We start from the raw sequence: 12,404 nt of genomic DNA, 5'->3' as shown, positions 1-12,404 counted from the left end.
GGGTCCTCGGCGTAAATACGGCATTCGATGGCATGACCACGCAGACGGACATCTTTCTGGCTGAATCCCAGTTTCTCACCGCGCGCGACCTTGACCTGTTCCTTGACAAGGTCGATGCCGGTGATCAGCTCTGTAACCGGATGCTCAACCTGAAGCCGCGTATTGACTTCCAAAAAATAGAAGTTTAAAGCGTCGTCGACTAAAAATTCGACAGTACCGGCATTATAGTACCCGCAGGCACGGGCGATTTTCAAGGCCGCCTCACCCATCTTATCCCGCATTTTTTGGTCAATGATCGGAGATGGAGCTTCCTCGATAACTTTCTGGTGACGTCTCTGAATCGAGCATTCACGTTCGCCTAAATAGACGTAGTTGCCGTGCTGATCGCCAAGGATCTGGATCTCGATATGATGGGGCCGGGCGATATATTTCTCGAAATAAACGCGGTCATCACCAAAAGCCGACCTGGCCTCGGAGGCCGCAGTCCTGAGAGCTTCAGCCAGCTCGTTTTCGGAATTCACAATCCGCATCCCTTTACCGCCACCACCGGCGGCCGCCTTGATCAGGATCGGGTAGCCGATTTCGGCCACCGCCTGGCGGATCTGGTCGATATCTGTGATGCTCTGTTCAAACCCGGGTACTACAGGTGCTTTAGCTTTGACAGCTGTCTTGCGGGCGGTCAGTTTGTCGCCCATCATGGCGATAGCTTCCGATGGCGGTCCGATCCAGGTTAGCCCGGCATCAGTTACCATCCTGGCGAATTCAGCATTTTCGGACAGAAATCCATAGCCGGGATGAACACCATCAGCACCCGACTGTTTGGCCACCTCGATCAGCTTCTCCTTGACCAGGTAGCTCTGCGATGAGGGTGACGGGCCGATATGATAGGCCTCGTCAGCCATCCGGACATGCATGGCAGCCGAATCGACATCGGAAAAAACTGCAACGTTAGAAACATTCATCTCTCGGCAGGCACGAATTACCCTTACCGCAATTTCACCTCGGTTAGCAATCAGTATTTTCTTCATGATCCTCAAAGTTATGCAATTTAAGCTGTTTGGCAAGCTTTTTCAGCCCTGAAAACGAGGTGGCTCTATCAAAAAGTGGATTTAATTAACGAAATTATAACAAAATAGTCTTTGAAAAACAAACCTGTTAATTATATTACTATTGTTGCATCTTGTTTTTTTGTACCTGCCATCCGTTTACCGGAGGGAGTGCCAAAGATAATATCATTGACACAGGCGGCCGGGAACGAAAAACTACAAAAGTTTTGTCATTAACCGCGCCTGGTTTCAATATTGTTATAAAATCAGGTACAGGCTTCAAATGTTTGCAATCTTAGGTTGCTTTATTAAGGTACATGTATTGAGTATTGGTACGAGCCGATAAGGGGAATTCTAATGGATCAGTATAAGATGTTGATAATTATATTATGTACCATAATTGCAATTCTGTTGACATTTAATGCCGACATTTGCAGTCAGCCAGAAAGTGCTGCAATTGAAGATATTATTATTACTGATTGCAGTCCTGGCATGGAAATAATTAAATCTTGTTACAATAATGGAGAATTCTATCGAGAGAAGCAAGACATCTATGTTGATTCCAGTATAATAAACAGTCTTCAGTTTAGAAGTGAACAGTATATAAACACGCGTCATGCCGATGACAGCTTCTGGGACAACAGCATGTCCTCCACGCTTCCCGGGCTCAATGGTACGGTCTACTGCGCGGTAGTTTACGATGGCAAATTGGTGGTAGGGGGGAAATTCGATGTCGCCGGGAATGCATTCACGAACCATATTGCCGCCTGGGACGGTACTTCCTGGTCGGCTTTGGGCGATGGTACTGACGATGATGTGCGCGCGTTGGCTGTCTACAACGGCAAGCTGATTGCCGGTGGTTTGTTCTCAACCGCCGGGTCTGTCGCAGTCGAAAACATCGCGGCCTGGGATGGCAATACCTGGACCGCTTTGGGGGCGGGTGTCCATGGTTCATTGATCGGTTCAGTCCATGCCCTGACTGTCTACCAAAATAAACTGGTAGCAGGAGGATATTTCCCGCTGGCGGGGGGAGTGAGCGCCAATAATATTGCGGTCTGGGACGGCTCATCCTGGTCGGCTCTGGGAAACGGCATGAACTCATGGGTTTATGCGCTGGCAGTTTACAATGATCAATTAATTGCCGGGGGGGAATTCACAACTGCCGGAAAATCATCGGCCGGTTATATCGCCTCCTGGAATGGATATTTCTGGTCCGGTCTTGATACGGGTATGGATAACCGCGTCTATGCGTTACAGGTGTACAATAACAGGTTAATCGCGGGTGGAGAGTTCCTGTCAGCCGGGGGATGTTGCGCCTCATATATCGCCTCCTGGAACGGTTCTAAATGGTCAAGTCCCGGTGCAATGGATTGGGAAGTTCGCGCCCTTGCGGTTCATGACGGCGATCTGGTAGCAGGTGGCAAATTCACCAATATGCCTGTTCCCGGCACGAATTATATAGCTAAATATGACGGCTCATCATGGTCTGCACTTGATGGAGGCACTAACGACTGGGTCTATGCCCTGGCAGTCTACGACAATAATCTTATCGTTGGCGGTGAATTTACAAAAGCAGGTAGCACCGGAGCTGACTGCGTTGCATCCTGGAACAGCACAAAATGGTCCAGTCTTGCCGACGGGATCAACAATTTCGTACACGCAATGACAATCTATGACGGCCGGCTGGTAATTGCCGGGTCGTTCGTGACCACTGGTAATACGGATGCGAACTATATCGCCGCCTGGGATGATACCGGCTGGATTCCCCTCGGGTCAGGATTCGATGAAGCCGTGTACACCTTGACGACCTACCAGGGTTATCTTGTGGCAGGAGGTGAATTTGCAATTGCCGATGATTTACAGGCTGATCGTATCGCGATCTGGAATGGTTACTCCTGGAGCGGTATCGATTCAGAACTTAATGATGAAGACGATGTCGTTTACGAATTGATCGTTCAGGATGACAGATTGATCATCGGGGGTTACTTTTCCTCTGCCGGCGGTATCGATGCGAATTGTATCGTTGCCTGGGATGGTAAATCCTGGTCAGGATTCGGCACCGGTATGAATTCCGTAGTTCATGCTATGCGAGTTTACGGTGGTAAGCTGTTTGCCGGTGGTGATTTTACATCGGCCGGAGGCAACAGCACGATCAGGTATATCACCTACTGGGACGGCAGTGCCTGGAATTCGCTGGCGGGCGGAATCAATGAGGCAGTCTATGTGTTGATTGAGTACAACGACAACCTGATTGCGGGTGGTCGGTTTACCAATGCGGGTGGAATAGATGCAAACCGGATAGCGGCCTGGAATGGCTCATCATGGAGTACACTGGATGCAGGTATTTCCAACCAAATCTATGCCATGGCCATTTATGACGGCATGTTACTGGTAGGCGGTCAGTTCAGTTCGGCCGGGGGCGAGGACGCCAGAAATATCGCCGCCTGGGACGGCGGCGAGTGGTCAGCTCTCGGTTCAGGATTGAATAAACCATGTTACTCGCTTTCATTTTACGATGGATTTTTGTGCGCCGGAGGACGGTTTTCTCGCGCGGGCGACAAAACCGCATCGTTTCTGGCGAAATGGACAAAAAAATACAATGTCTGCGGTGATGCCAATGGAGATGACATGGTCAGTATCAGTGACGCATCCTACTTGATTGCATACATATTCAGTGGTGGTCAACCGCCCGATCCGGTAAAGATCGCGGACATGAATTGTGATGATGCCGTAAGCCTCGTGGATGTCATCTACTGCCTGAATTACGTGTTCAAGAACGGCAATCTTCCCTGCGATCCCGATGGGAACGGTCAGCCGGACTGCTGAAGAAAAAAATACGAAAAAGTATAAAACCGCTGACGCAGGGTGTCAGTGGTTTTTTTATGTTGCCTGCGAATCTGAGAAAAGGAGGATTGGGTATATGGATTATGCCAAAGCACTTGAGGTCGTACACGCGCTTGCTGACGGCGCCGATCCATCAACAGGCGAACGGCTTGAACAAAATGACATTTTCAACTATCCGGATATAATCAGGGCGTTATCGAAGGCAGAGGAAGCTTGAAGGATGTAATTAAGTTAGAGGAATAACGAGCAAGGAGAAAGTATTATCATAAGAATTCAGGAAAACGCTGGACAGATGAGGAGGATGAACAATTAGTCAAGGGGTTCAGGGGTAGAATCGACACTCCTGAGTTAGCAGAAATTCATCAACGGTCTAATTATGCGATTCGCGAACGATTATCCTAACTGATTGGCGATAATCTTCCTGGTGCTTTTGTCCAGGAAGTCAGGAAACAACGGCGTTTTTACAAAGAGTCTCTTTGATCTAAGCCTGTCCTCAGATTGAAGAATTGTTAGTCTCAGGTGCTGACCTTGTCGAGCAGGCTGAGATTTCGTCTTTTGATCTGGACCATCCTGATCAGAAATCGTCTGAAGGAAGCATAGTAGCAACTTTGCCTGCATTCGCGCAGGTCATTTATATTAACACAATGGCGCTCACAGGAGTTACTGAGAGCCAGAATATTTTTTTGGATCGGTTCTTCAATAAAATCGATCATGTCGATAACCGGTACCAAAAAACTGGACTGGCAGTTCTCAACCTCATGCTGAAAAAAGTAGTATGCCATTTCCGGGCTGTTGTCCGGCCCGAATGACATACCCAACAGTTTGATCTCAGGTTTTTCTATGATTTCCCTGGCACTCATCTGAGCCCCGCATCCGGGACATTCTTTGATTATCGCTTTTTGCATAAAAGGCACCCTTTTCTTCCCTGTATATATTATCGAATATATCAGCATTAATTTATAGGTTATATGCGTTTATTTTGGTAATTCGTTACCATGAACCGATATTTGTCTGAGGGCGGTTTCGTATAAGTTACAGCGACGAAAGTGGAGATTAATCAGCTTGATTTTTAACTCCGCTGTGATTATAATTTTAGGCTGAGTTTTAGTCGTAAAATATCGTTTTTGATACAGGCGAAGGGAGCCCGAGATGAGTTTTTTGAAACAGGTCGATCCTGAGATATACGAGGCGATTTACAGTGAGACGATACGCCAGAATGAAAAAATCGAATTGATTGCATCCGAGAATTTCGTGTCCGCCGCCATATTGGAGGCACAGGGCGGTGTGATGACCAATAAATATGCCGAGGGCTACCCCGGCAAGCGCTATTATGGTGGTTGTGAATATGTCGACATAGCAGAAGACCTGGCCCGTGACCGTGCCAAAGAGCTGTTTGGAGCAGAACATGCCAATGTCCAGCCCCATTCCGGTTCGCAGGCAAACATGGCGGTCTACTTCGCTATGCTGAAACCGGGCGATACTATTCTGGGTATGGATCTTTCCTGCGGGGGACATCTGACCCACGGTCATCCGGTCAACTTCTCGGGAATATTTTACAATGTTATCGGCTATACGGTCGACAAAGAAACCGAGCAGATCGATTACGACAATCTGGCAAAGCTGGCCGATGAGCACAAGCCGAAGATGATCGTTGCCGGCGCTTCGGCTTATCCGCGTGTCATCGATTTCAAGAAGTTCCGTGAGATCGCCGATTCTGTCGGTGCGACCCTGATGGTCGATATGGCCCATATCGCCGGATTGGTTGTGTCCGGACTGCATCCCTCTCCGGTACCTCATGCTGACTTCGTGACCACCACAACCCATAAGACACTCCGCGGGCCTCGAGGCGGTATGATTCTGTGCAGGGAAAAGTATGCCGCTGATCTGGATCGCACGGTTATGCCGGGTATCCAGGGAGGTCCCCTGATGCACGTGATTGCGGCCAAAGCGGTGGCCTTCAAGGAGGCCGCCCGTCCTGAGTTCAAAAGCTATCAAAAGCAAATCGTCAACAACGCCAAGGCGATGGCTGAGAAATTCATCGACCTGGGACGCAAACTGGTGTCGGGCGGAACAGATAATCACCTGATGCTGTTGTCGTTTATCGATGACGAAAAATTGAATGGTAAACGAGTCGAGAAATCTCTGGATAAGTGTAATATCACCGTCAACAAGAACACGGTACCGTTCGATCCGGCCAAGCCGTTTGTGACTTCCGGTATTCGGATCGGTACCCCGGCAGTGACTTCGCGCGGAATGAAGGAACCGGAAATGGTTAAAATAGCCGAGTTGATCGACCGGGTGATTAATAATCGGAAAAACGAAACTGTCTATGCCGAGGTTCGCCAGGACGTGGCTGATCTCTGCCAGAAGTTTCCGCTTTACCAGGGTCGGCTCGAAGACTGAGGAGCTAAATTATGTTACTCGAATTTTCGACTTTTCCCGCAGGTGAAAAATCTTATGCTGAAACAGTTTCAAAAGTAATCGACCTGATTGATAAATCCGGCCTGCCATATGAGACCCATGCGCTGGGCACTCTGGTTGAAGGTGACTGGGATGAGGTTATGGACCTGGTCAAAAAATGCCATATGCTTCTGGCGGATGATTTCGACCGCGTCATGACCCGGATCACCATAGACGACCGCAAAGGAGCTACTGGCAGGATTCGCGGCAAGGTTGAAGATGTCGAAAAGGTGCTGGGAAGGAAAATCAAAAAATGACCAGATTGGGGAATGGCAATGGATAACTCCGAGTTCATACTTGTATTCACTTCTGCCGGCTCACAGATCGAAGCTAATAAAATCGCCGAGGTACTCATCAAAAAAAGGCTGGCCGCCTGCGTTTCGATCTTTCCCGGGGTAACTTCGCATTACTGCTGGAATGATCGCAAAGAAGAAGCGTACGAGGTAATGGTAATGATTAAGGCGCTTCGCAGGAATTACCAGGCGCTCGAAGATGAAATCCGGGAAGTCAACAGCTACGAAGAACCTGAGATCCTGATGGTGCCGATTGCCGGCGGTAGCGATTCTTACCTGAAGTGGATGAAACTATCAGAAGAATGCGCTGGTAAAAAGGAGGGCTGATGCTGTACAAAAAGGTCGAAAATGGCTATCTTTTGCGTCTTGAAAGAGGAGAGGAAGTGATGACTTCCCTTCTGGAATTCATTCGTAAATTTGACATTAAGAGCGGTTTTATGGTTGGTCTCGGCGCTTGCGAAGAGCTCAAGCTGGGATATTTCGACGCGGTTAAGGGAGAGTATAAGGACAAGGAGTTCAAGGGCGAGTACGAGGTCACTAACCTAACCGGCAATATCGCCTGGCTAAAAGACGGCAGTCCGATCGCTCATGTGCACATCACTCTTTCGGATGAACATTTCCGGGCCGTTGCCGGTCATCTCTGGAGCGGAAAAGTATCCGGGACTGTGGAAATCCATATCACAGCATTTAAGGACAAGATTCTCAGAACCAAAGATCCTGAAACCGGTCTGAATCTTCTCGATCTGGAAAAGGCAGAGCTATGAGTTCTACTCCGATAGTTGCTTTTTTAAGTGATTTCGGCCTTTCCGACAGCTATGTGGCGGAGGTCAAGGGAGTCATCCTCTCAATAAATTCGGAAATCGAGATCATTGATGTAACTCATCAAATCGAGCCCCAGAATGTGCTCCAGGCATCTCTTATGCTCCAGCGCACTGCTGAATTCATGCCTTCCGAAACTACGTTTTTGAGCGTGGTCGATCCCGGGGTTGGATCCGATAGAAAGGTGGTCGCGGTCGAGACTACACGAGGTGTGTTTATTGCTCCGGACAACGGTCTTTTGTGGTTGACGGTCAATGACCTGGATGTGCGCAATGTCGTGGCTGTCGAAAACTATCAGTATTTTTTTAATGAACCCTCGGCCACATTTGAGGGGCGTGACAAGATGGCTCCGGTGGCGGCCTACTCCGCGCTCGGGGTGGAGGTGACGCAATTCGGGCCGACCCAGACCGGAATCGAAAAACTCGACATTCCTTCGGTCAGGGCGGAAAGCGAGACACTGGTGGGCGAGATCCTTTACTTCGATCGTTTCGGCAACGCGATTACAAATATCACCCTGGAGAATTTGATGCAGTTCGAGGCCAGCCAGCTTCCGATTGTATATTACAACAGCCATGAAATCGGTCACATCGTGACAACTTTTTCGGATTCCGATAATGGTACGGCGATGGCTTATTTCGGCAGTTCCGGTTATCTCGAGCTGGCAGTTAACCGGGGCAGTTTCAGGAGGAAAATGGGCGCGGAAAGCGGACAGCAGGTGGCGGTGAACTATGCCTGATCAGGATTGTCGTCCCGGATGGGATCAGTACTTTATGTCGATTGCCAGGCTGGCATCATTGCGGTCGACCTGCCTTAGAAGAAAAGTCGGCGCCGTCCTGGTTAAAAACAGGCGCGTGCTTTCGACCGGCTATAACGGCGCTCCGCGCAACCTGGCGCACTGCCTCGAAATTGGATGCCTGCGCGAACAGCTGAAGATCAAATCCGGCGAACGGCATGAGCTCTGCCGGGCGATCCACGCCGAACAAAACGCTGTTATCCAGGCCGCTGTATCCGGTGTCTCGATCGAAGGCGCTACAATTTATTGTACCACATTTCCCTGCGTGATGTGCTCAAAGATAATCATTAATTCAGGCATCGTGAGGATCATCTGCCTGGAAGGTTATCCCGATGAGTTGTCGCGTACTCTCCTCGATGAAGCTGAAATCGAAGTCGAATATATGGACTCTTCCCAGTTGGTTGAGATCACCGAATTCGAGGGGGAGGAACTTCCATGAGATGCCCGTTCTGCGGTCACATGGAGGATAAGGTCGTCGATTCACGTATGGTCCATGAAGGCAATGCGATCCGCAGGCGCCGGGAATGCCTGTCCTGCAACCGTCGTTACACTACTTATGAATACATCGAAAACCAGGCCTTTTATGTCATCAAGGCCGATAAAACACGTGAGCCATACAGCCGTGACAAGCTCCGTAATGGTATCGAGCTTGCTACCAATAAGAGGCCGGTTTCAGCTAAAGATATAGATGAGCTGGTATATAACATTGAGGGCGACCTCTTCGGCATGGGAACTAACGAAGTTACCTCTGAAACGATTGGCGAGATGGTAATGCGCAGGCTTCGCGACCTGGACGAGGTGGCTTATGTCCGCTTCGCTTCGGTCTATCGCAAGTTCAAGGATAAGACCGAATTCTTTGAGGAACTCAAGAACCTGATCGATGAGCGCGAAAAGTGAGTCAAAACTTTCTTGCAGACATGCCCTTCCTCGACCATCTCGAGGAACTGCGTATACGCTTGATCAAGTCGCTGGCCACGGTGATCTTGTTTACCATCGCCGCCTTCGTGTTTTCTGACAAACTGATTTCGTTTCTGGCAAGCCCTCTTCCAAAGGTTTACTACATGGCCCCGACCGAGGCTTTTATGGCCCAGGTCAAGGTCTCGCTGGCGGTCGGTGTGGCCGCCGCGGCACCTGTGATTCTGTATCAACTCTGGATGTTTGTATTGCCGGGGCTATATGAGACAGAGTCAAGGGTGGTTTTTCCAATCGTTATATCTTCGATTGTTTTCTTCTATGGTGGAGCCGCTTTCTGCCTGTTTTATGTTGTCCCGCTGGCGCTTCATTTTTTGATGCAGTTCGGTTCGGAAAACGTCGAACCTTTGATTTCAATTTCCGAGTATTTCGCATTCGTGGTGCGTCTGGCGCTGGCTTTCGCGATCGTGTTCGAACTGCCGATAGTGGCATATTTTCTGGGGCGGATCGGGATCCTGACTCATACCATGCTGTCGCGTGGCAGGCGCTATGCGGTTGTCTCGATTCTGATGCTGTCGGCTGTCATAACTCCCCCGGATATATTTTCTCAGGTAGCCCTGACTGTACCGGTTTACCTCTTGTACGAACTATCGATCCTGATAGTTTACCTGACCGGCAGACGGGGGGGAAGAAAATCGAAGCAGGAAGATCCCTATCGCAAAAATGATGACGATCTGGCAGGATAAAAAAGAACTTGCAATTATGGATAAATGTTTTAGCATCTAACGAAGCGTAACAAAATGTTCGGAGTGAAAAATGAACTTTTTAAAAAAATGGATGATCGGTGTCAGATTACCATTTCTGACTGCTTCTGCTGTTCCGGTGATTTTTGGATGCGCTCTGGCCTGGCAGAAAACCGGGAGCTTTGATTTTATACTCTTTCTGGTAACCCTGCTGGGGGTCAGTTTCGCGCAGATGGGCACCAACCTGATCAATGATTATTACGATCACAAGACTACCGATGACGATATCAACAAAACTCCCACTCCGTTTTCGGGTGGTTCACGTGTGATCCAGGATAATATCATGAGCGCGCGCGAGGTATTTGTCGGAGGAATGGTCACTTTTGGACTCGCGGCTGTATGTGGAGTTTATATCTGGATTGCGGTTCGCAGTACCTATGGCAATGAATGGACAATCCCGCTTCTGGCGCTGATCGGATTTCTGTCCGGGTTCCTGTACACGGCTACTCCCGTAAAACTAGGTTACCGGGGCTGGGGAGAACTGTTTATTGGCGCAAATTTCGGTGCGCTGGCAGTTCTGGGCAGTTACTATGTCCAGACCGGCCTGGTTAGCTGGATGCCGGTGATCGTATCATTGCCGATATCATTTCTGATCGCGGCCGTGGTCTACATCAATCAGTACCCTGATTACGAGGCCGATCGTGAGGTCAAAAAGCGTCACTGGGTGGTCAGGCTTGGCAAGAAAAACGCGATCGGCGGATATTTGTTTTTGATATATGGTAGCTATCTCGCCACACTGATCGCTGTACTTTTCAATATGATCCCGATATACACGCTGGTAGTCTTTTTGACGCTTCCTCTGGCAATCAACGCTACAAAAACGCTCATGGCCAATTACGATAGAATCAACGAATTACTTCCGGCCAACGCCGCCACAATCAAGATACATTTACTTTATGGATTATTGCTTTCTGTGGGACTGGTGGTCGATAAAGTTGTATAACCGAAAAAGAACTCTCAAGCTGGATTAGGTTTATATGCGTACTCAAAGTATATCTCGAAATTTCATCAACATCTTTTTCTGCCTGGCTGTAATTATGAGCCTCGCTGTACGGGCTGACGCGGAAAAGCAGGACGACCTCGCCAATTACTGGAAACCTGGTGAACGTCTCATCTATGAAGTCACATTTGCCGGTCGCACGATCGGCTCTGCTGTCGGTGAGTTTGTCGGCAAGGTCAAACATGGCACGGTCGGAAGTAGGTACCTGATTGACTGCCGTACTGATATCAGCGTGCTCAATTTGACCAGTGATTACTCGGTTTCCTCTCAGATGTACACCTCCGATGAAGGCAGACCGGTGTATTACGAAGTCAACTATGTCGAAAAGGGAGACGAACGTTCAATGGAAGGCGTACATGGCATGGGGGAGTTTCTATTCAAGGAATTCTCGGACACGGGAGAGGCCCGTTTTCGGGTCAGTTATTCTCCTGAGAGCGTTCTCTGTGACCGGCAGACTATACCGCACTGGAACGTGGCATTCTCCCATGTGAAAAATATGACCGTCGATACACTGGTCTTCAAGGTCATGATTCCGTATTTGAAAAAACGCGTGGTAATGAAGATGGCTCGTCATCCGGATACGACCCTCGTGATCATGGAAGATTCGATTAAATGCCATTCTTATTTCAGTTTGCGCACCGATGAATATTACTATGTCACTCCCGACAGGCGGGTCGTAATGGTCGATTTCCCAAAGCAAAATTTAATTTATAAGCTCAAGGAAATCATGGTTGCGGATAAAAAAGAATGATCGTTCTGCGGGCCGAAACAGATAAATTAATCGTTTAATAAAATGTTTCTCACTCAGTATAGTGGTCAGATAATGTGACATCTCGGAAGGACTTCGCAGATGGCTATGAAGATATCGCTTGAATGTACCGCCTGCGGAATATGCGAACCGGAATGTCCCTTGACTGCGATTTCCGAGGGCGAAGATATATATATTATCGATCCCGAAGTATGTAATGAGTGCGAGGATCAGGAAGGCGACTCGCACTGCGTTGCGGTCTGCCCGGTCGATTGTATCGAACTTTATTAGAGCGAAAAGATACTCTCGAGCGGGCTGAACATCGGCCCGCTTTTTTTGTTGCGATAGTTGTAGGCAATGCAATTTTTATCGAGGGAGGACGATGAACGCCAAATATATTATCATCCTGATTCTTTTGATCTATCTCGTATTGTTCCTGGTTGCCAACAGTGCGCCGGCTTACGTACACTTTCTGTTTTTCAAGCTCGAGACCTCACAGGCTGTACTGATCCTGATTTCAGCGTTGATTGGATTTCTGATCGGCCTGGCGGTTTTTTACAAGCAACAGCGAAAAAAGAAGGAAAAGCAGTGAGCAGGGGCTATTGCTTTGATGAAGAGATCGCTCCTTCGGACTGCGCCTTTTCTGCCTGGGGTGAAAACCTGGCGCAGTTGTTTGAACAGGCCGC

Annotated in this window: 16 protein-coding genes; 14 read left to right on the top strand and 2 right to left on the bottom strand. The window is 48.8% G+C overall.

Features of this window, described 5'->3' with window-relative positions; all coding sequences use genetic code 11:
* On the bottom strand, positions 1 to 1,028 hold a 1,028-nt coding region (locus tag GF404_10365), incomplete at its 3' end, for an ATP-grasp domain-containing protein (GenBank protein ID MBD3382585.1).
* A gap of 375 nt (positions 1,029 to 1,403) precedes the next feature.
* Here GF404_10365 and GF404_10360 point away from each other — a divergent pair.
* Together GF404_10360 and GF404_10355 are read left to right on the top strand one after the other, a co-directional pair.
* On the top strand, positions 1,404 to 3,872 hold the full coding sequence (locus GF404_10360; GenBank protein MBD3382584.1) for a hypothetical protein: 2,469 nt from the start codon (positions 1,404 to 1,406) through the stop codon (positions 3,870 to 3,872).
* Positions 3,847 to 4,107, top strand: a complete 261-nt coding sequence (locus GF404_10355) for a hypothetical protein (protein ID MBD3382583.1) — start codon at positions 3,847 to 3,849, stop codon at positions 4,105 to 4,107. The genes GF404_10360 and GF404_10355 overlap by 26 nt, the downstream gene beginning before the upstream one ends.
* Before the next feature lie 298 nt (positions 4,108 to 4,405).
* Here GF404_10355 and GF404_10350 read toward each other — a convergent pair whose 3' ends face one another.
* Complete coding sequence (locus GF404_10350) at positions 4,406 to 4,795, bottom strand: hypothetical protein (protein MBD3382582.1); 390 nt, start codon at positions 4,793 to 4,795, stop codon at positions 4,406 to 4,408.
* Positions 4,796 to 5,039: 244 nt separating this feature from the next.
* Between GF404_10350 and GF404_10345 the strand changes: the two genes are divergently transcribed.
* The 12 genes from GF404_10345 (at position 5,040) to GF404_10290 (ending at position 12,310) form a co-directional block, all read left to right on the top strand.
* Positions 5,040 to 6,293, top strand: a complete 1,254-nt coding sequence (locus GF404_10345; GenBank protein ID MBD3382581.1) for an aminotransferase class I/II-fold pyridoxal phosphate-dependent enzyme — start codon at positions 5,040 to 5,042, stop codon at positions 6,291 to 6,293.
* Between the two features lie 11 nt (positions 6,294 to 6,304).
* Positions 6,305 to 6,607 (top strand): MTH1187 family thiamine-binding protein, encoded by a 303-nt coding sequence (locus GF404_10340; protein ID MBD3382580.1) that lies wholly within the window; start codon positions 6,305 to 6,307, stop codon positions 6,605 to 6,607.
* Between the two features lie 12 nt (positions 6,608 to 6,619).
* Positions 6,620 to 6,970: a divalent cation tolerance protein CutA gene (locus tag GF404_10335; GenBank protein ID MBD3382579.1), complete on the top strand. Its 351-nt coding sequence runs from the start codon at positions 6,620 to 6,622 to the stop codon at positions 6,968 to 6,970.
* Complete coding sequence (locus GF404_10330) at positions 6,970 to 7,407, top strand: DUF296 domain-containing protein (protein ID MBD3382578.1); 438 nt, start codon at positions 6,970 to 6,972, stop codon at positions 7,405 to 7,407. The genes GF404_10335 and GF404_10330 overlap by 1 nt, the downstream gene beginning before the upstream one ends.
* Positions 7,404 to 8,198, top strand: a complete 795-nt coding sequence (locus GF404_10325) for a hypothetical protein (protein ID MBD3382577.1) — start codon at positions 7,404 to 7,406, stop codon at positions 8,196 to 8,198. The genes GF404_10330 and GF404_10325 overlap by 4 nt, the downstream gene beginning before the upstream one ends.
* Entirely contained in the window at positions 8,191 to 8,694 is a 504-nt protein-coding gene (locus GF404_10320) for a cytidine deaminase (protein MBD3382576.1), read from the top strand. Before GF404_10325 ends, GF404_10320 begins: the two co-directional genes overlap by 8 nt.
* Positions 8,691 to 9,152, top strand: coding sequence for a transcriptional repressor NrdR (nrdR, locus tag GF404_10315; GenBank protein ID MBD3382575.1), 462 nt, complete (start codon positions 8,691 to 8,693; stop codon positions 9,150 to 9,152). The genes GF404_10320 and nrdR overlap by 4 nt, the downstream gene beginning before the upstream one ends.
* A 20-nt stretch (positions 9,153 to 9,172) precedes the next feature.
* Positions 9,173 to 9,913, top strand: a complete 741-nt coding sequence (gene tatC / locus GF404_10310; protein MBD3382574.1) for a twin-arginine translocase subunit TatC — start codon at positions 9,173 to 9,175, stop codon at positions 9,911 to 9,913.
* A 70-nt stretch (positions 9,914 to 9,983) separates the two neighbouring features.
* Positions 9,984 to 10,913, top strand: a complete 930-nt coding sequence (gene menA / locus GF404_10305) for a 1,4-dihydroxy-2-naphthoate octaprenyltransferase (protein ID MBD3382573.1) — start codon at positions 9,984 to 9,986, stop codon at positions 10,911 to 10,913.
* 94 nt (positions 10,914 to 11,007) lie between these two features.
* Positions 11,008 to 11,721 (top strand): hypothetical protein, encoded by a 714-nt coding sequence (locus GF404_10300; GenBank protein MBD3382572.1) that lies wholly within the window; start codon positions 11,008 to 11,010, stop codon positions 11,719 to 11,721.
* Positions 11,722 to 11,820: 99 nt separating this feature from the next.
* The gene (locus tag GF404_10295) at positions 11,821 to 12,009 is read left to right on the top strand and encodes a ferredoxin (protein MBD3382571.1); all 189 of its coding nucleotides are present in this window, start codon (positions 11,821 to 11,823) and stop codon (positions 12,007 to 12,009) included.
* Positions 12,010 to 12,100: 91 nt separating this feature from the next.
* Complete coding sequence (locus GF404_10290) at positions 12,101 to 12,310, top strand: DUF1049 domain-containing protein (GenBank protein MBD3382570.1); 210 nt, start codon at positions 12,101 to 12,103, stop codon at positions 12,308 to 12,310.
* The last annotated feature ends 94 nt before the right edge of the window (positions 12,311 to 12,404 follow it).

This window comes from Candidatus Zixiibacteriota bacterium (genome assembly GCA_014728145.1).
GTDB lineage: Bacteria > Zixibacteria > MSB-5A5 > JAABVY01 > JAABVY01 > WJMC01.
This window is presented reverse-complemented; position numbering and strand designations above follow the sequence as displayed.